We start from the raw sequence: 17,157 nt of genomic DNA, 5'->3' as shown, positions 1-17,157 counted from the left end.
GCTTGCCCTCTCTCGCTAGCTGTATCCCAAACTGAACGCTAGACAAGACCAATTAATACGATAAATGAACCATTCAGCCGCCCTATAGCGCGCGGCGCCTTAGGGAGGGATAGCGCGTGACAAGTCTGTCGCAAATCGACCTGATCGTGGTCATTATCTACGCAATCGGTATTTTCGGCCTAGCCCAATGGGTTAGCCGCGAGAAGGCCGGTCACGCCAAGGATACGTCCGACTATTTCCTCGCGTCCAAGTCGCTGCCCTGGTGGGCAATCGGCGCGTCGCTGATCGCTGCAAATATTTCTGCAGAACAAATCGTCGGTATGGCCGGTTCGGGCTACAAGATCGGCCTGGCAATCGCCTCCTATGAGTGGATGGCGGCGCTCACGCTGCTGATCGTCGGCAAATATTTCCTGCCGATCTTCCTCAAGAACCAGATTTACACCATGCCGCAGTTCCTCGAGCAGCGGTACGGCAAGATCCTGCCTGTGCTGATGGCGGTGTTCTGGCTCGCGCTCTACGTGTTCGTGAATCTCACCTCGATCATCTGGCTCGGCTCGATCGCCGTCCACAAGGTCGCGGGCGTCGACCAGACCGCGGCGCTGATCGGACTCGGCGGCTTCGCTTTGCTCTACCAGCTCTATGGTGGCCTGAAGGCCGTGGCGCTCACCGACATCGTCCAGGTGACGCTGCTGGTGATGGGCGGCCTGATCGTCTCGTACCTGACGCTCGACCAGATCGGCGGCGGGCAGGGCATCTTCGCCGGCTTCCACACGCTGGCGACCGCCCATCCCGAGAAGTTCGACATGATCCTCTCGCCCGACAATCCTTTCTACAAGGACCTGCCGGGCATCGCCGTGCTGATCGGCGGCATGTGGATCGCGAACCTGAGCTATTGGGGCTTCAACCAGTATATCATCCAGCGCGCACTGGCTGCGAAGAACCTTGGCGAGGCGCAGAAGGGCATCACGCTCGCTGCCTATCTCAAGCTCCTCATGCCGGTGATCATCGTGCTGCCGGGCATCGCCGCGGTGATGCTCGCGCCGAACCTCGCGGTGGGTGACGAAGCCTATCCGACGATGCTCAAGCTGCTGCCGCCCGGCCTGCTCGGCCTCGTCTTCGCCGCGCTCGTCGCCGCGATCATCGCGTCGACCGCGTCGAAGATCAATTCGATCGGCACGATCTTCACGCTCGACCTCTACGCCAAGGCGCGCGGCATCAACACGCGTGGCGAGAATGGCACCGGCAAGACCGGCCAGGAAAAGCACCTCGTGCTCGTCGGCCGCGTCGTCGCCGCTATTGCAGTCGTGATCGCGATCATCGCCGCCAAGCCGCTGATCGGCCAGTCGGACCAGGCGTTCCAGTTCATCCAGGAGTTCTCGGGCTTCTTCACGCCCGGCATCACGGTGATCTTCCTGCTCGGCCTGTTCTGGAAGCCGGCGACGGAGAACGGTGCGATTGTCGCAGCGGTGACGTCGGTGGTGCTGTCGCTGGTGCTGAAGTCCGTCATCAGCATCGAGCATCCCGCGACCTACATCCCCGAGGCGCTCAACACCTGGCTGTTCCCCTTCATGAACCGCATGCTGTTTGTGTTCCTGGTCAGCCTGGCGCTCGCGATGATCGTCTCGATCGTGTTCAAGGGCCGCGGCGACGCCAATCGCGTGACCATGGAGGGCGTCAGCTTCAAGACGCCCAACGTGTTCAACGTGGCCGGCATCGGCGTGATCCTCATCCTCATCGCGCTGTACGCGACCTGGTGGTGAGCTTCTCGGGTACCTTTCTCGCCATCGATTGGGGGACGACCAACCGGCGCGTCTTCTTGATCGAGGGCGGCCAGGTCGTCCGCACCGAGCGGGACGATCGCGGCGTGACTTCGGTCACCGACTTCGAAGCCGAGGCGGCGGGCATTCGCTCCCGCTTCGGCGACCTGCCGATGCTGATGGCCGGCATGGTCGGCTCGAACATCGGCTGGCGGGTGGCGCCCTATGTTTCGGCCCCGGCCGGGGTCGAGGATCTCGCCGCCAATCTGCTGCGGATCGACGACAATACCGCCATCGTCCCCGGCGTCTCGGTGACCGGGCCGGCGGACGTGATGCGGGGCGAGGAAGTCCAGCTTCTCGGCGCCGTCGCAGCGGGGCTGGTTCCGCACGACGCGCTGCTTGCCCAGCCGGGCACGCACTGCAAATGGGCGCTGATGGAAGGCGGCCGGATCGCCGGCTTCACTACGGCGATGACCGGCGAGCTGTTCGCGCTGCTGCGCAAATATGGGCTGCTTTCCTCGCAGCTTAGCGACGAAGTAACGATCGGCCAGGCATTCCTTGACGGGGTGGAGGAGGGGCGCAAGCGCGACCTCGCCGCCTCGCTGTTCGGCATCCGCGCCGCCAAGCTGCTCGGTGAGCGGAGCGATGTCGACGCGGCGAGCTATGCCAGCGGGCTGCTGATCGGCAGCGACGTTGCGGCGCGGCTCGAGCGGGTGGGACATGACGAGGTCCACATCCTCGCCGACCGCATGCTCGGCGGTCTCTATGTCGCGGCGATCGAGGCGCATGGCCGCCGCGCCGTGCTGGTCGACAGCCATGCGGCCTTCGTGGCCGGGATCATCGCAATCGGGAGTGTATCGTGAGCCATATCGCCAGTTTTGACCAAGATTTTGCCCGCTGCCCGCTGGTCGCGATCCTGCGCGGGGTGAAGCCCGATGAGGTCGAGGCGATCGGCGAAGAGCTTGTTTCTGCTGGCTTTACCCTGATCGAAGTGCCGATGAACTCGCCCGATCCGTTGGAGAGCGTTGCCCGCCTCGCCAAGCGCTTCGCGGGCCGAGCCCAGATCGGCGCAGGGACCGTGCTCACCGAGGCGCAGGTGGCTGCGGTGCAGGGCGCCGGGGGCACGATGATCATCTCGCCTAACGCCAATATGAAGGTCATCGCCGCCAGCGCCGCTGCGGGGCTGGTCTCGCTGCCCGGCATCGCGACGATGAGCGAGGCCTTTGCCGCGCTCGACACCGGGGCGACGGCGCTCAAGCTGTTCCCGGCCGAGGCGGCGAATCCCGGTATTCTCAAGGCGATGCGGGCAGTGCTGCCCAAGGACGCCAAGGTGCTGCCGGTGGGCGGTATCGCCCCCGACAATATGGACCCGTGGCTTGCCGCGGGGGCCAATGGCTTCGGGCTCGGTTCGGCGCTGTACAAGGTGGGGATGAGCGCCGCCCTGGTGGGGGCCAATGCCCGTGCCTTCGTCGCGGCGCTTCCGAACGCCTAAGCTGGCGAAGTTGGCGCCGGGAGGCTTGTTTCCGCCGCCATATTATATGATAAGTCATCTCACAAAATTGGGAGAGATGGCATGATCAGGCGCGAGCTCTGGACCGGGGCGCTCATTGGTGCGGTGCTGTGCCTGGGCACCGCGAACGTAGCGGCACAGGACGCTTCGGACGCGAAAGTTTACACCAACCCGCTGCTGCCCTCTGGGCCCGACCCATGGATCACCCAGGTCGACGGCACTTATTACTACATGCATACGCAGCGCGACGGGATCACGCTCTACCGGACGCGCAACATCGCGGACCTAGCGCGTGCCGAGAAGAAGCTGGTGTGGACCCCGCCCAAGGAGGGCCTCAACGCGCACCTGATCTGGGCGCCCGAGCTGCACCGTATCGGCAAGAGCTGGTTCCTCTACTACACCGCCACCGCAAGCGGCTTCAGCGACGACGCGCACCGGGCAGTGTTCGTGTTGGAGAACAAAGCGTCCGATCCGCTGAGCGGGACCTGGATCGACCGCGGCCGGATCAACACCGCACATGCCGGGATCGACGGCACCACCTTCGCGTGGCGCGGGAAGAACTATTTCGTCTACTCGCCCTATCTCGGCCCCGACTCCGGCCTGGCGATCGCCGAGATGAAGAATCCCTGGACGCTCAAGGGCAAGGAGCAGGTGATCGCCATGCCCGACCAGCCCTGGGAGCGGCTGGACGGTCGCCAGATCCTTGAAGGACCCGAGTTCCTGCCCGGGCCCAAGGGTGACCTGTTCCTGACCTATTCGGCCAGCCCGTGCTGGTCGGATGACTATGCGCTCGGCCTGCTGCGCGCCGCACCGGGCGCCAACCCGCTCGACCCCAAGGCGTGGAGCAAGTCGCCGACGCCTGTGCTCCACAAGGGGAACGGTGTGTACGCAACCGGCCATAACGGGTTCTTCCTGTCGCCCGACGGCAAGGAGAACTGGATCATCTACCACGCCAATGCGGCGGCCGGGATGAAGTGCACCGCGAAGCGGGCACCGCACATCCAGAAGTTCGGCTGGACCGCGGACGGGCGCCCCGATTTCGGGCTGCCGGTGCCCGAAGGGGCGCCGCAGGCGGTGCCTTCGGGGACGAAGTAGTTTTCGATCCTCGCCGGAGGGGGAAGGGGGCAGCGCTCTTGCTCCCGACGCCTCACCCCTGTTAGTCGAAAATAAAGGGGGAGAACCGTGAAGGCTACAGAGCGGCTAAATCTGCTGCAGCAAATTGGAAGCGAGCTTCAGAGCCGCTACACTTTCGCCGAATTAGATGCTTTCTTCGCTGCAGTTGGAATTAGCACCGCCGACTACGAACACGGCGGCAGCAAGCGGATTTACGCTGTCGATGTGCTGAAGCACAGATCAGAAGCCGAAATCCTGAGGATCGCCGCAGAACTGGAGCTTGTCAGTAACGGTGCGGTTGTGCGCCCCAATGAACCCCCGGCGAACTGGAAAAACACGAAGGCATTCCGGCTCTTTATCTCTCACATCAGCGTAGATAAGGCGATAGCCACCCGCTTGAAGGAGGCACTTGCCCCCTTTGAGATCGCGGGTTTCGTCGCGCACGAAGACATTCACCCGACGCTCGCGTGGCAAGACGAGATTGAGCGAGCGCTCTACACCATGGACGCCATGGTTGCAGTGCATACGAAAGGGTTCTCGGCCTCTTTCTGGACCCAACAAGAAATTGGCTTCGCTCTTGGCAGAGGCGTGAAAATCGTCTCGTTCAAATATGGGGAAGATCCCACTGGGTTCATCGGAAAGCATCAGGCGCTGCCTCGCCTCCGCCGAACCGCCGACCAAATCGCCGAAGAGATCAACCGTCTCCTTTCAGGCGATTCTCGAACCGCCGACCGCCTGAAAGATGCCCAAGATGTATGGCCATCTTTCTAACGGACGGCAGATCGAACCGGTTACCCCGCCCGTTCCTGTCGCGGGAATACCCTCCACCACCGGTTTCGCCGGCGGTCCTCCTCCTTTCGGGGGAGGATCTAGATACAAAAAGAGCCGGTAGCCCCCAGGGCGCCGGCTCTTTTCGTTTCCGTCCGACCCTTCCGGATCAGTCGATATTCTTCGCCAGCTCGCGGTTCAGCCAGAGCGCGAGCAGGGTGATCGCCGAGCCCGAGAGCAGATAGGCGCCCGCGGCGAGCAGGCCGAAGCTGCTGCCCAGCCACAGCGCGATCAGCGGCGCGAAGGCGGCGCCGAACAGCCAGGCGAGGTCCGAGGTCAGCGACGAGCCAGTATAGCGGTGCGGCTTGGAGAAATTGGCCGAGAGCGCGCCCGAGGACTGGCCGAAGGAGAGGCCGAGCAGCGTGAAGCCGATCAGCATGAACGCGATCTCGCCGGCTTCGCCGCCGGCGAGCAGCTGTGGGGCGAAGCCGCTGAACGTCGCAATCGCCAAGGCGGTCGCGGCGAGCAGGGTACGGCGGCCGACCCGGTCCGCAAGCAGGCCCGAGACGATGATCGCGACGGTGCCGACCATGGCGGCGCCCGCCTCGATCACCAGGAAGCCGGTAGGGCTATTGCTGGTGTAGAGGAACACCCAGGAGAGCGGGAACACGGTGACCATGTGGAACATGGCGAAGCTGGCGAGCGGGGCGAGCGCGCCCATCAGCACGATCCGCCAGTCGGCCGCCAGCGTCTCGGCGATCGGCGCGGGCTGGAGCTCGCGGTCTTCGAACAGGCGGGCATATTCGGGGGTCACCACGATGCGCAGGCGGGCGAACAGCGCCACCACGTTGATCGCGAAGGCGACGAAGAAGGGATAGCGCCAGCCCCAGGCGAGGAAATCCTCGGCCGGCAGCTCGGTGACGAAGAAGGCGAAGAGCAGGCTTGCCACGATCAGGCCGAGCGGCGCGCCGAGCTGCGGGATCATCGCATACCAGCCGCGCTTGTTGGCGGGCGCGTTGAGCGCGAGCAGCGAGGCGAGCCCGTCCCACGAGCCGCCGAGCGCGACGCCCTGGCCCATGCGGAACAGGCAGAGCAGCAGCACCGCGGCGGTCCCCGCATCGGCATAGCCGGGGAGGAAGGCGATTGCCGCAGTCGAGCCGCCGAGCAGGAACAGCGCGATCGTCAGCTTGGCGCCGCGGCCATAGGCGCGGTCGACGGCAGTGAAGATCAGCGTGCCGAACGGGCGGGCGATGAAGGCGAGCGCGAAGATCGCGAACGAAGCGAGCGTGCCCTGCAGCGGATCGAGAAAGGGGAAGAACAGCTTGGGGAAGACGAGGACCGACGCAATCGCGTATACGAAGAAGTCGAAGAACTCGGAGGTGCGGCCGATGATCACACCGATCGCGATTTCGCCGGGATGGATTCCGTGGCCATGCGCGGCATTGAGGACGCGTGCATCCCGTTCGGCTTCAAGGGTGGGGACGGTATCGCCGCTCATCGAATTGGAACTTTCTGCAACAACGCGCCGCGCGAGCGCGTTACCTAATGCCATGGAGGGCCGGGTAGTTCCCGGCGCGGCGCTCTTGCGTCATAGCAGACAATGCGGGGATTGGACAAAATGTCCTATGTGCGCTGCAACATGGGAGGCCTAGGCGCCCGCCATGCCTAGACCCAAACTCCTCTCCGCGCGTCTCCGTGCAATGCTGGCCTTGCCGGCATTCGCGGCTCTTTGCGGTTGCAACATGATCGTGCTCGATCCGGCCGGCGATGTCGCCCGCCAGCAGGGCGATCTGGTGATCGCATCGGTGCTGCTGATGCTGCTGATCATCATCCCCGTGATGGCGCTGATCGTGCTGTTCGCCTGGCGCTACCGCGCCACGAACACCGAGGCGACGTACGAGCCGGACTGGGATCACTCGACCAGCCTGGAGCTGGTGATCTGGGCCGCGCCGCTGCTGATCATCATCTGCCTGGGCGCGATCACCTGGACGAGCACGCATCTGCTCGACCCGTATCGCCCGCTCTCGCGCACCGGCCCGAACCAGCCGGTGGCGGCGAACGTCAAGCCGCTCGAGGTGCAGGTCGTCGCGCTCGATTGGAAGTGGCTGTTCATTTATCCCGAGCAGGGCATCGCCACGGTCAACGAGATGGCCGCCCCGGTGGGCCGCCCGATCCGCTTCCGGATCTCGGCCTCGTCGGTGATGAACAGCTTCTACATCCCGGCGCTCGCCGGCCAGATCTATGCGATGCCGGCGATGGAGACTCCGCTCAACGCCGCGTTCGACAAGACCGGCGTGTTCCAGGGCTTCTCGGCCAACTATAGCGGCCATGGCTTCTCGAAGATGCGCTTCAAGGCGCATGCCGTCGATCAGGCCGGCTTCGATGCCTGGGTTGCCGAGGCCAAGAAGGCCGGCGCCACGCTCGACCGCGCCGAATATCTCAAGCTCGAGCGCCCGAGCGAGGGCGAGCCGGTGCGGCATTATGCCAGCGTCGAGACCGGGCTGTTCGACCGCGTGACCAATATGTGCGTCGAGCCGGGCAAGATGTGCATGCACCAGATGATGGCGCTCGATGCGCAGGGCGGCATGGGCAAGGCCGGGCTCTACAATGTCCGCCAGCTTGCCTATGACAAGACGGGCGCGCGCGGCACGCACAGCCACGACGGCAAGAGCTTTGTCGGCGAGATCTGCGACGAGGACAAGCCGCTGATGGCGCGGATGCAGCCCAAGCCGGGCAAGCTCGCGCCGCTCACCGGCGCCGGCCTGACCATGCCCTCGGCCAAGCCGACCCCGACCGCTCCCAGCGTTGCGTCCGAAACCCGGCCGCGTCCCCTTTCCTGATCGCGAAAGCAGCCATGATCCCGCAACCCGCACCCGTCAGCCCGATCCTGGGCAAGCTGTCGCTCGACGCGCTGCCGCTCCATGAGCCGATCGTCGTCGCGACCTTCGTGGGCGTCGCCCTGGGCGGCGTCGCGCTGCTCGCCGCGCTGACCTATTTCAAGCTCTGGGGCTATCTCTGGAAGGAGTGGTTCACCACCGTCGATCACAAGAAGATCGGGATCATGTACATGATCCTCGGCCTGGTGATGTTCCTGCGCGGCTTTGCCGACGCGATCATGATGCGCGGCCAGCAGGCGATGGCGTTCAACGGGTCCGAGGGATACCTGAACGCGCACCATTTCGACCAGGTGTTCACCGCGCACGGCGTGATCATGATCTTCTTCGTGGCGATGCCGTTCGTCACGGGCCTGATGAACTATGTCGTGCCGCTGCAGATCGGCGCGCGCGACGTGTCGTTCCCGTTCCTCAACAACTTCAGCTTCTGGATGACCACCGGCGGCGCGGTGCTGGTGATGGCGTCGCTGTTCGTCGGCGAGTTCGCGCAGACCGGCTGGCTGGCCTATCCGCCGCTCTCGGGACTGGCCTATAGTCCCGGTGTCGGCGTCGATTATTATATCTGGGCGCTGCAGGTGGCGGGTGTCGGCACGACACTTTCCGGCATCAACCTGATCGTGACGATCCTCAAGCTGCGTGCCCCGGGCATGGGCCTGATGAAGATGCCGGTGTTCACCTGGACGTCGCTGTGCACCAACGTGCTGATCGTCGCGTCCTTCCCGGTGCTGACCGCGGTGCTCGCGCTGCTCGGCCTGGATCGGTACGTCGGCACCAACTTCTTCACGAACGACTTTGGCGGCAGCGCCATGATGTACGTGAACCTGATCTGGATCTGGGGCCACCCCGAGGTCTACATCCTGATCCTGCCGCTGTTCGGCGTCTATTCCGAAGTCACCTCGACCTTCACCGGCAAGAAGCTGTTCGGCTATTCGTCGATGGTCTACGCCACGATCGTCATCACGATCCTGTCGTACCTCGTCTGGCTGCACCACTTCTTCACCATGGGCTCGGGCGCGAGCGTCAACAGCTTTTTCGGCATCACGACGATGGTGATCTCGATCCCGACGGGCGCGAAGATCTTCAACTGGCTGTTCACGATGTATCGCGGCCGCATCCGCTTCGAGCTGCCGATGATGTGGACGATCGCCTTCATGCTGACCTTCGTGATCGGCGGCATGACCGGCGTGATGCTCGCCATCCCGCCTGCCGACTTCGTGCTGCACAACTCGCTGTTCCTGATCGCGCACTTCCATAACGTGATCATCGGCGGCGTGGTGTTCGGCGTGTTCGCGGCGATCAATTACTGGTGGCCCAAGGCGTTCGGCTTCAAGCTCGACGTGTTCTGGGGCAAGGTGAGCTTCTGGTGCTGGGTCCCCGGCTTCTGGCTGGCCTTCGCGCCGCTCTACGTCATGGGCCTGATGGGCGTGACGCGGCGCATGCGCGTGTTCGATGATCCCAGCCTGCAGATCTTCTTCATCATCGCCGGCATCGGCGCGGCGCTGATCGCGGCGGGCATCGGTGCGATGCTGGTCCAGTTCGCGGTGAGCATCTGGAAGCGCGAGGAACTGAAGGACACGACGGGCGATCCGTGGGGTGGCCGTACGCTGGAATGGGCGACCTCGTCGCCGCCGCCGGAGTATAACTTTGCCTTCACGCCGGTGATCCACGACCTCGACGCATGGTATGACATGAAGTCGCGCGGGGCCGAGCGTCCGCTGGGGGGCTTCAAGGACATCCACATGCCGAGCAACACCGGGGCCGGCGTCATCCTGGCGGGCATCAGCACGCTGATGGGCTTCGCGCTGATCTGGCACATCTGGTGGCTGGTCGGGCTGAGCTTCGTCGGGCTGATCGGTGCCGCGATCTTCCACACCTTCAACTACAAGCGCGATTTCGACATTCCCGCCGAAACCGTCGCCGAGACCGAGGCTGCGCGCACGCGCCAGCTCGCCGGAGCCTGATCGATGAGCACCACGACGATCCCCGCCGCGGACGAACCGGTCCGCTTCTACGAACTGGACGAGCATCCGCATCCTGAAGGCTACAGCACGATGCTGGGCTTCTGGATCTACCTGATGAGCGACTGCCTCATCTTCGCGATCCTGTTCGCCTGCTATGCGGTGCTCGGCGGAAACTTCGCGGCCGGCCCCGGCCCGAAGGAGCTGTTCGACCTGCCGCTGGTCGCGCTGAACACGGCGATGCTGCTGTTCTCGTCGATCACCTATGGCTTCGCGATGCTGGCGATCCAGCGCGAGAACAAGGCGCAGACCTTGCTCTGGCTTGCGGTGACCTTGTTCTTCGGCGCCTGCTTCCTCGGGATCGAGCTCTATGAGTTCAACCATCTGATCCATGAGGGCGCCGGCCCGTGGCGCAGCGCCTTCCTGTCGAGCTTCTTCACGCTGGTCGGCACGCACGGGCTGCACGTCACCTTCGGCTCGATCTGGCTGGTGACGCTGATGGTCCAGGTCGGCCGCTTCGGCCTGACCGCAGCGAACAAGCGCCGCCTGGCCTGCCTGAGCCTGTTCTGGCACTTCCTCGACGTCATCTGGATCGGCGTCTTCACCTTTGTCTATCTGATGGGAATGCTGCGATGAGCCACGATCCGCACGCGCATGGGGCGCACGAGGTCGAAGTGCCGCACGGTTCGATGCGCGATTACGTCATCGGCTTCGTGCTTTCGGTGATCCTCACTGCGATCCCGTTCTGGCTGGTGATGACGCGGCCGCTGTCGAACGCGGCCACTGCGGCGGCGATCATGGCGTTCGCGGTGGTGCAGATCATCGTCCACATGATCTATTTCCTCCACCTCAAGCCCAAGGCCGAGGGTGGCTGGACGATGACCGCACTGCTGTTCACGATCATCGTCGTGGGGATCATGCTCTCGGGCTCGCTGTGGGTGATGTACCACCTCAACGCCAATATGATGCCGCTGCACGACCCGAGCCAGCTTCCGTGACAAAAGGCCGCCGCCGCGCGGGCTGGGGTGTCGCCGCGGCGATGCTCGTCTGCGCGGCGCTGCTGGCGGCGCTTGGCATCTGGCAGCTCGAGCGGCGCGAATGGAAGCACGCGCTGATCGCGGCGGTGGAGGCCCGCATCCACGCCGCGCCGGTCGCCGCGCCCGGGCCCGAGGCCTGGGGCGCGATCACAGCAGAGAACGACGCCTATCGCCGTGTCACCGCGATCGGCCATTTCCGCAACGACAGCGTCACGCTGGTCAAGGCCGTGACTGAGCGCGGATCGGGCTATTGGGTGATGACCCCGCTCGAGACGCGGGACTTCACCTTGCTGATCAACCGCGGCTTCATCCCCGACGCGATGCGCGCGCGCGTTCCCGCAGGCCCCGACCAGGCCCAGGTCACCGGGCTGCTGCGCGTCACCGAACCCAAGGGCGGGTTCCTGCGCAGCAACGATCCGCAGGGCAATCGCTGGTATTCGCGCGACGTCGCGGCTATCGCCGGGAGCCATGGGCTCAGCAATGTCGCGCCTTATTTCATCGATGCGGACGCCACGCCCAACCCGGGCGGCTATCCGGTGGGCGGGCTGACCGTGGTCAACTTCCCTGACAGCCACATGGTCTATGCGCTCACCTGGTTCGGCCTCGCCGCGATGGCGCTGTGGGCGGCGTGGTTCGTCACGCGGCGGCGCGAGGCGACTGCATGATCTTCGCCGGGGGGCTGGAGGACACCGACCCCGGCCGGCGCAACATGTGGCTGCTCGTCCAGCTGCGCTGGATCGCCGTGGGCGGCCAGCTCGCCACGATCGGCTTCGTCCATTTCGTGATGGGCGTGCACCTGCCGCTGGTGCCGCTGTTCATGGCGCCTTTGGTGCTCGCCGGCATCAACCTGGGCACCTATCCGCTGCTCGACCGGCGCAGCGAGATCACCAATTGGGAGCTCACCGTCGCGATGCTGGTCGATGTGGCCGCGCTCGCCTGGCAGCTCCACTTCACCGGCGGGCTCGCCAATCCCTTCGCCTCGCTGTTCCTGCTTCAGGTCGTCACCGGCGCGATGCTGCTCCAGCCCTGGTCGAGCTGGGCGATCGTCGGCGCGGTGGGGGCGGCGATCTTCGCCATCGCGGTCAGCCCGGTGCCGCTCGACCTGCCGCCGGGGCTGCGCGACCCGTTCCGCCTCTATCTCGGCGGGAGCCTGATCTGCCTCGCGCTGATCGCAGTGCTGCTCGTCACGCTGATCACCCGCATCGCCCGTAATCTGCGCGACGGCGACGCCGCGCTCGCCGAAGTGCGCCAGCGCGCGGCGGAGGAGGACCATATCGTCCGCATGGGCCTGCTCGCCTCGGGCGCGGCGCATGAGCTGGGCACGCCGCTTTCCTCGCTCTCGGTGATCCTCGGCGACTGGCAGCGCATGCCGCGCCTCGCCGCCGACAAGGACATGGCGCAGGACATCGCCGACATGCAGGCCGAAGTGGCGCGCTGCAAGACGATCGTCAGCGGCATCCTGCTCTCCGCCGGAGAGGCGCGCGGCCTGGCGTCGGAGTTCACCACGGTGCGCGGCTTCCTCGATGCGCTGGTCGCCGACTGGCGCGCGAGCCGCCTGACCGGCACGCTTGATTTCGAGGACCGGTTCGGGCGCGACGTGGCGATCGTCTCCGACACTGCGCTCCGCCAGGTGCTGAGCAACGTCATCGACAATGCCGCCGAGGTCTCGCCCGACTGGATCGGCATCACGTCGCTGAGGGACGCTGACGACCTTGTGATCGAAGTCGCCGATCGCGGCCCGGGCTTCGCGCCCGAGATGCTGGGCGGCTTCGGCCAGCCCTATCGATCGAGCAAGGGCAAGCCGGGCGGGGGGCTGGGGCTGTTCCTGCTCGTCAACGTGCTGCGGACGCTGGGCGGCACCGCCAGCGCCGAGAACCGGCCCGAGGGCGGTGCGCTGGTCCGCATCCGCCTGCCGCTTGACGCGATCGCGCGGGAGGGGGAGGAACAGGCATGAGCCAGCCCCGCAAGCTGCTGATCGTCGAGGACGACGAGTCCTTCGCCCGGACGCTGCGCCGGTCGTTCGAGCGGCGCGGCTATGAAGTCGAAGCGGCGGCGAGCCATGAGGACCTGACCGCGCTGCTCGAGACTTTCCGGCCGGGCTATGCGGTGGTCGACCTCAAGCTCGGCGGCGCCTCGGGACTGGTCTGCGTCCAGACGCTGCGCGCATCGGATGCGGCGATGAAGATCGTCGTGCTCACCGGCTTCGCCAGCATCGCCACCGCAGTGGAGGCGATCAAGCTGGGCGCGTCCTATTATCTCGCCAAGCCTTCGAACACCGACGACATCGAAGCTGCGTTCGGCCGCGAGGAAGGCGATGTCGACGCGCCGCTCGCCAGCCGGCCAAGCTCGATCAAGACCGTGGAATGGGAGCATATCCACCAGACCTTGGTGGAGACCGACTTCAACATCTCCGAGACCGCGCGGCGGCTGGGGATGCATCGGCGGACGCTGGCGCGGAAGCTGGAGAAGCGGCAGCTTAGGTAGGAGCGGTCAGCCCCCTGCGCAGTCAGACTTCGATCATCGGAAACTGCTTGGGAATGCGCAGCCCCGCATCGGTGATCTCGGCGTGCAGCCGGTCTGAAAAGCAGGTCAGGAAGCCGAGTATATGGCGTTCGCGCCAGAGATGGGCGTTGCCGAACGCCTCCCGCCGGAAGGCGAGCTTTCGCGCCTGGGGGGCATTCTCCGAATAGGAATACAGGCCGGGCAAGCAGACCTTGAACGAATCCTGTGCGCTCCTTGCGGGCGAAAAGCTGTCGAGGTGCTGGCCGATCACGAGGATATAATGTTGATCGGGATGGACCCTGTTGCGCGGCATCCGGATTTCGATCGGGAAGAAATGGTGCACGCCGGGCTCGAGCCACTCGATGAACTGCTTGAGTGCTTCGTTGACCGTCAGCACGTTGCCGGCGAACCGCGCCAGCGCGGCGAGGTTCTTCGGGTCCTGCCTGGTCTTGAAATATCGCGGTACTTCATGGGCGGCGATCGGCGTGACGGCCTCATCGACGAGCCGCTGCGGCTCGTTATTCAGGCTGAATTTCTTGACGGCGTGCCAGGCGTAGGAATCCGCGTCCTCGAACAGCACCTGCTGCGCTTCGGGCATTTCGTTCGAATAGTGATCGGCCATGCGCATGCGCCAGCCATCGGAGGTGATGGGAGGCTCGCCCTCGAATGCGCCTTCCAGATAGAACCCGTTGCTACCGGGTGGGATGTTCATGCCCCAAACCATCGCGCACCTCCGCCGCGGCCATCGCGTCCCTTTCCTGGCAGAAAAGCGATAAGGTTTGATTGCCCGGCGGTGCGCGTGCGTCGCGGATCCCCGCCGCCGGCGGGTCCGGCCCCTGTTACCAAATGCGGGTCCTTCCTATATACTCCGTCATCCCCACGGGGGCGTGAAAGGAAGTGCCATGACCAGGATTTCGACTGCTCTGCTCGGCGCCACCTTGCTGGCTGCGCTTGCCATGCCCGCCACTGCCGCCACGCAGGATGGCAAGGGCGAGGCCGAGATCGCCAAGGCGATTGCCGGGCGCACCGCCGGCAAGCCTACCGACTGCATCTATCTGCGCGACATCCGCTCGTCGAAGATCATCGACAAGACCGCGATCCTCTACGAGATGAACAACGGCCTGATCTATGTGAACCGGCCGAAGAGCGGCGCGAGCTCGCTCGACTGGACCGATGTGCTGGTCACCGACACGCATTCGTCGCAGCTGTGCAGCATCGATACGGTGAAGCTGTACGACACCGGCCTGCGCATGCCGACCGGCTGGGTGGGGCTGGGCGATTTCGTGCCCTATCCGCGCCCGCCCAAGAGCTGATCCGCCGCTCATCGCCCGGCGGGTGCATTTGACCGCTGCACCCATGCGGAATTGCCGGCGCTGCTCCGTCCCGACAGACGATAACCTGTCGGGTGTTTGTGAGTATGCAGCGTTCCCCAGCCCGTAGCTGGACCGATTCCCCGCATTTCCGGCAATTGCGCCTCGTTGCGCCGGCCCCGCTGCCCTGGACCGCGCGGCTGGCGGCGGCGACGCGGGTGTGGGCGACCAACCCGGCATTGCTCGCCGCGCTGCTGCTGATCGTCGCGATCGCGGCGCGCTCGGCGCAGTTCGGCAACCCGGTCGTCCAGGTCGATGACGAATTCTACCTGCTCACCGGCGACCGCATGCTCCACGGGGCGCTGCCCTATGTCGACATCTGGGATCGCAAGCCGGTCGGGCTGTTCCTGATCTATGCCGCGATCCGCCTGCTCGGCGGCGCGGGCGTGCTGCAATATCAGCTGGTGGCGACCTTGTTCGCGGTGGCGACGGGCTTCGTCATCGCGCGGATCGCGCGCAACCTGGCCGGGCCGCACGGCGCGGCGGCGGCGGGCGTGGTCTATATCCTGTACCTCGGCATGTTCGGTGGGGAGGGCGGCCAGTCGCCGGTCTTCTACAACCTCTTCGTCGCGCTGGCGGTCTGGGCGATGACCGACATTGCCCGGCGGCCGGGCTTTGGCAGGCGGGCGTTCGCCATGGGGCTGGCGGCGATGCTGCTGGTCGGCGTGGCGATGCAGGTGAAGTACACTGCGCTGTTCGAGGGGATGTTCTTCGGGCTCGCCTTGCTGTGGTTCGGCTGGCAGCGCGGGGTGGGGCGTGTCGCGCTCGCCGCGATGGCCGGCGCGTGGATCGCCGCGGCGCTGCTGCCGACGCTGGCCGCCTGGGGCTATTATGCCGCGATCGGGCATGGCGACGCCTTTGTGCAGGCCAATTTCGTCTCGATCCTCGATCGCACTTCGGACGGGGTGGGCATCACGCTCAAGCGGCTCGGCTGGATCGCGCTGTGCCTGGCGCCGCTGGGGATTGCCGCCTGGCTCGGGCGCGGGCTGGCGCGGCCGGTGGGGGAGGATGTCCGGCGGTTTCTGCAGGGCTGGGCGATTGCCGCGATTGGCGGCGTGCTGATCTTCGGCACCTATTTCGACCATTATGCGCTGCCGTTGATCGCGCCGCTCTGCGTGCTCGCCGCCGCCTGGTTCGGTGATGCCGAGGCCGGGGTGGTGCTCGCCTCGGCCAATGTCCGGCTGCGCATTCCCGCCGGGGTGGCGCTGATGGCGCTGGTCACCGGGCTCTCGCTGCTGCTGATCAACGACAATCGCCGCGACCGGGGCTGGGGGCCGCAGGTCGAGCGAATGGCCGATTTCATCCGGCCCCAGCTGAGGGATTGTCTGTACGTGTTCGACGGCGAGCCTTCGCTCTACCAGCTCACCGGCAGTTGCCTGCCGACGCGGTGGCCGTTTCCGAGCCATTTGAGCCTCAGCCGTGAGTCGCAGGCGATCGGTACCGATCCGGTGGCCGAGATCCGCCGCATCATGGCGGCGAAGCCCGAGTTCGTCGTGGCGAGCACGCGGCCCGATCCCGATCTCAATCCCAGGGCACTCGATTACATGACGGCGCTGCTCGCGCGCGACTATGTGCCGGCGCTCGAAGTGCCGGTCGGCAGCCGCAGCCGGATCGTCTATCGGCGGCGCCCGAATGGCTAGGCTCCTTTCCGCTGCCGCAATTAAGCCATCGCGTAGCCAAGGCTTGGCAATAGCCGCGCACAATGCTTTTGGCGGCCGCATGACCTCGACTTCCTCGCTGACCAGCGGGTTGCAACGTGTGCTCGAGAACGAGCGCCCTCGTTTGCTGCGCTTCCTCGCCGCGCGCGGGGCGGGGGACGATGCCGAGGATGTGCTGCAGGATCTGTGGCAGAAATTGTCGGGCGCCGAGGCGCGGCCGGTGGCCGATCCGGTCTCCTATCTCTTCCGTGCCGCCGAGAATGTGCTGCGCGACCGCCAGCGCGCCAGCCTGAGCCGCGACCGGCGCCAGCATGAATGGCAGGACCTTGCTGCCGGCGATCCCGAGCCGCTGGGCGACCGGGTGCTGATCGCGCGCGAGCGGCTGCGCGAGGCCGAGACGACGCTGCTTGCGCTGGGCCCGAGAGTCGATCAGATTTTCCGTCGCTACCGGCTCGAGGGGATCGGGCAGGCAGCGATTGCGCGTGAACTGGGGGTCAGTTTGAGCTCGGTAGAGAAGGATCTGCAAAAGGCCTATCGGGCGCTTGCCCTGCTCAGGGAGAAGTTCGATGCGGAATAGGCGCATCGGCTCC

The 17,157-nt window shown here is 65.4% G+C and carries 17 protein-coding genes; 15 read left to right on the top strand and 2 right to left on the bottom strand.

Annotated elements, in window-relative coordinates:
* The first annotated feature begins 116 nt into the window (after positions 1–116).
* The 5 genes from HZY97_RS15740 (at position 117) to HZY97_RS15720 (ending at position 5,151) form a co-directional block, all read left to right on the top strand.
* Entirely contained in the window at positions 117–1,760 is a 1,644-nt protein-coding gene (locus HZY97_RS15740) for a sodium/sugar symporter (RefSeq protein ID WP_373684398.1), read from the top strand.
* Positions 1,751–2,620: a 2-dehydro-3-deoxygalactonokinase gene (locus HZY97_RS15735; RefSeq protein ID WP_180145995.1), complete on the top strand. Its 870-nt coding sequence runs from the start codon at positions 1,751–1,753 to the stop codon at positions 2,618–2,620. The genes HZY97_RS15740 and HZY97_RS15735 overlap by 10 nt, the downstream gene beginning before the upstream one ends.
* Positions 2,617–3,249 (top strand): 2-dehydro-3-deoxy-6-phosphogalactonate aldolase, encoded by a 633-nt coding sequence (locus tag HZY97_RS15730; protein ID WP_180145715.1) that lies wholly within the window; start codon positions 2,617–2,619, stop codon positions 3,247–3,249. Before HZY97_RS15735 ends, HZY97_RS15730 begins: the two co-directional genes overlap by 4 nt.
* 81 nt (positions 3,250–3,330) lie before the next feature.
* A complete protein-coding gene (locus HZY97_RS15725) occupies positions 3,331–4,362 on the top strand; it encodes a family 43 glycosylhydrolase (protein WP_180145712.1) in 1,032 nt (343 codons plus the stop codon).
* Between the two features lie 87 nt (positions 4,363–4,449).
* On the top strand, positions 4,450–5,151 hold the full coding sequence (locus HZY97_RS15720) for a toll/interleukin-1 receptor domain-containing protein (protein WP_180145710.1): 702 nt from the start codon (positions 4,450–4,452) through the stop codon (positions 5,149–5,151).
* Between the two features lie 166 nt (positions 5,152–5,317).
* Here HZY97_RS15720 and HZY97_RS15715 read toward each other — a convergent pair whose 3' ends face one another.
* Positions 5,318–6,646 (bottom strand): MFS transporter, encoded by a 1,329-nt coding sequence (locus HZY97_RS15715; RefSeq protein ID WP_180145707.1) that lies wholly within the window; start codon positions 6,644–6,646, stop codon positions 5,318–5,320.
* A 202-nt stretch (positions 6,647–6,848) separates the two neighbouring features.
* On the opposite strand from HZY97_RS15715, the gene cyoA reads away from it, so the two are divergent.
* The 7 genes from cyoA to HZY97_RS15680 are packed head-to-tail and all read left to right on the top strand — an operon-like array spanning position 6,849 to position 13,521.
* Positions 6,849–7,988, top strand: coding sequence for a ubiquinol oxidase subunit II (gene cyoA / locus HZY97_RS15710; RefSeq protein WP_257215100.1), 1,140 nt, complete (start codon positions 6,849–6,851; stop codon positions 7,986–7,988).
* 14 nt (positions 7,989–8,002) lie between these two features.
* Positions 8,003–10,003, top strand: a complete 2,001-nt coding sequence (gene cyoB, locus HZY97_RS15705; protein ID WP_180145701.1) for a cytochrome o ubiquinol oxidase subunit I — start codon at positions 8,003–8,005, stop codon at positions 10,001–10,003.
* Between the two features lie 3 nt (positions 10,004–10,006).
* Positions 10,007–10,636 carry a cytochrome o ubiquinol oxidase subunit III gene (gene cyoC / locus HZY97_RS15700; protein WP_180145697.1) on the top strand — a complete coding sequence of 210 codons (630 nt, stop codon included), beginning with the start codon at positions 10,007–10,009 and terminating at the stop codon, positions 10,634–10,636.
* Complete coding sequence (gene cyoD / locus HZY97_RS15695) at positions 10,633–10,998, top strand: cytochrome o ubiquinol oxidase subunit IV (protein WP_180145693.1); 366 nt, start codon at positions 10,633–10,635, stop codon at positions 10,996–10,998. The genes cyoC and cyoD overlap by 4 nt, the downstream gene beginning before the upstream one ends.
* Positions 10,995–11,702 (top strand): SURF1 family protein, encoded by a 708-nt coding sequence (locus HZY97_RS15690; RefSeq protein ID WP_373684397.1) that lies wholly within the window; start codon positions 10,995–10,997, stop codon positions 11,700–11,702. The genes cyoD and HZY97_RS15690 overlap by 4 nt, the downstream gene beginning before the upstream one ends.
* Positions 11,699–12,991, top strand: coding sequence for an ATP-binding protein (locus HZY97_RS15685; protein ID WP_180145690.1), 1,293 nt, complete (start codon positions 11,699–11,701; stop codon positions 12,989–12,991). The genes HZY97_RS15690 and HZY97_RS15685 overlap by 4 nt, the downstream gene beginning before the upstream one ends.
* The gene (locus HZY97_RS15680; RefSeq protein WP_180145687.1) at positions 12,988–13,521 is read left to right on the top strand and encodes a response regulator transcription factor; all 534 of its coding nucleotides are present in this window, start codon (positions 12,988–12,990) and stop codon (positions 13,519–13,521) included. The genes HZY97_RS15685 and HZY97_RS15680 overlap by 4 nt, the downstream gene beginning before the upstream one ends.
* A gap of 22 nt (positions 13,522–13,543) precedes the next feature.
* Here HZY97_RS15680 and HZY97_RS15675 read toward each other — a convergent pair whose 3' ends face one another.
* Positions 13,544–14,251 carry an imm11 family protein gene (locus HZY97_RS15675; RefSeq protein ID WP_180145685.1) on the bottom strand — a complete coding sequence of 236 codons (708 nt, stop codon included), beginning with the start codon at positions 14,249–14,251 and terminating at the stop codon, positions 13,544–13,546.
* A 190-nt stretch (positions 14,252–14,441) separates the two neighbouring features.
* Between HZY97_RS15675 and HZY97_RS15670 the strand changes: the two genes are divergently transcribed.
* The 3 genes from HZY97_RS15670 (at position 14,442) to HZY97_RS15660 (ending at position 17,144) form a co-directional block, all read left to right on the top strand.
* Positions 14,442–14,852 (top strand): hypothetical protein, encoded by a 411-nt coding sequence (locus HZY97_RS15670; protein ID WP_180145683.1) that lies wholly within the window; start codon positions 14,442–14,444, stop codon positions 14,850–14,852.
* A 104-nt stretch (positions 14,853–14,956) separates the two neighbouring features.
* Positions 14,957–16,549, top strand: a complete 1,593-nt coding sequence (locus HZY97_RS15665) for a glycosyltransferase family 39 protein (protein ID WP_180145680.1) — start codon at positions 14,957–14,959, stop codon at positions 16,547–16,549.
* A gap of 79 nt (positions 16,550–16,628) precedes the next feature.
* Positions 16,629–17,144 carry an RNA polymerase sigma factor gene (locus HZY97_RS15660; RefSeq protein ID WP_180145677.1) on the top strand — a complete coding sequence of 172 codons (516 nt, stop codon included), beginning with the start codon at positions 16,629–16,631 and terminating at the stop codon, positions 17,142–17,144.
* Positions 17,145–17,157: the final 13 nt, after the last annotated feature.

Source organism: Sphingomonas sp. R-74633, assembly GCF_013416555.1.
GTDB lineage: Bacteria > Pseudomonadota > Alphaproteobacteria > Sphingomonadales > Sphingomonadaceae > Sphingomonas.
The sequence above is the reverse complement of the archived record's forward strand: the minus strand, read 5'-3'. Positions and strand labels throughout refer to the sequence as shown.

What these genes read in the sequence shown, in the direction of transcription:
- HZY97_RS15725 (WP_180145712.1), top strand. Translation starts at nt 3,331, where the DNA reads ATGATCAGGCGCGAGCTCTGGACCGGGGCGCTCATTGGTGCGGTGCTG.
- HZY97_RS15715 (WP_180145707.1), bottom strand. Translation starts at nt 6,646, where the DNA reads ATGAGCGGCGATACCGTCCCCACCCTTGAAGCCGAACGGGATGCACGC.
- cyoA (WP_257215100.1), top strand. Translation starts at nt 6,849, where the DNA reads ATGCTGGCCTTGCCGGCATTCGCGGCTCTTTGCGGTTGCAACATGATC.
- cyoB (WP_180145701.1), top strand. Translation starts at nt 8,003, where the DNA reads ATGATCCCGCAACCCGCACCCGTCAGCCCGATCCTGGGCAAGCTGTCG.
- cyoC (WP_180145697.1), top strand. Translation starts at nt 10,007, where the DNA reads ATGAGCACCACGACGATCCCCGCCGCGGACGAACCGGTCCGCTTCTAC.
- cyoD (WP_180145693.1), top strand. Translation starts at nt 10,633, where the DNA reads ATGAGCCACGATCCGCACGCGCATGGGGCGCACGAGGTCGAAGTGCCG.
- HZY97_RS15685 (WP_180145690.1), top strand. Translation starts at nt 11,699, where the DNA reads ATGATCTTCGCCGGGGGGCTGGAGGACACCGACCCCGGCCGGCGCAAC.
- HZY97_RS15680 (WP_180145687.1), top strand. Translation starts at nt 12,988, where the DNA reads ATGAGCCAGCCCCGCAAGCTGCTGATCGTCGAGGACGACGAGTCCTTC.
- HZY97_RS15675 (WP_180145685.1), bottom strand. Translation starts at nt 14,251, where the DNA reads ATGAACATCCCACCCGGTAGCAACGGGTTCTATCTGGAAGGCGCATTC.
- HZY97_RS15670 (WP_180145683.1), top strand. Translation starts at nt 14,442, where the DNA reads ATGACCAGGATTTCGACTGCTCTGCTCGGCGCCACCTTGCTGGCTGCG.
- HZY97_RS15665 (WP_180145680.1), top strand. Translation starts at nt 14,957, where the DNA reads ATGCAGCGTTCCCCAGCCCGTAGCTGGACCGATTCCCCGCATTTCCGG.
- HZY97_RS15660 (WP_180145677.1), top strand. Translation starts at nt 16,629, where the DNA reads ATGACCTCGACTTCCTCGCTGACCAGCGGGTTGCAACGTGTGCTCGAG.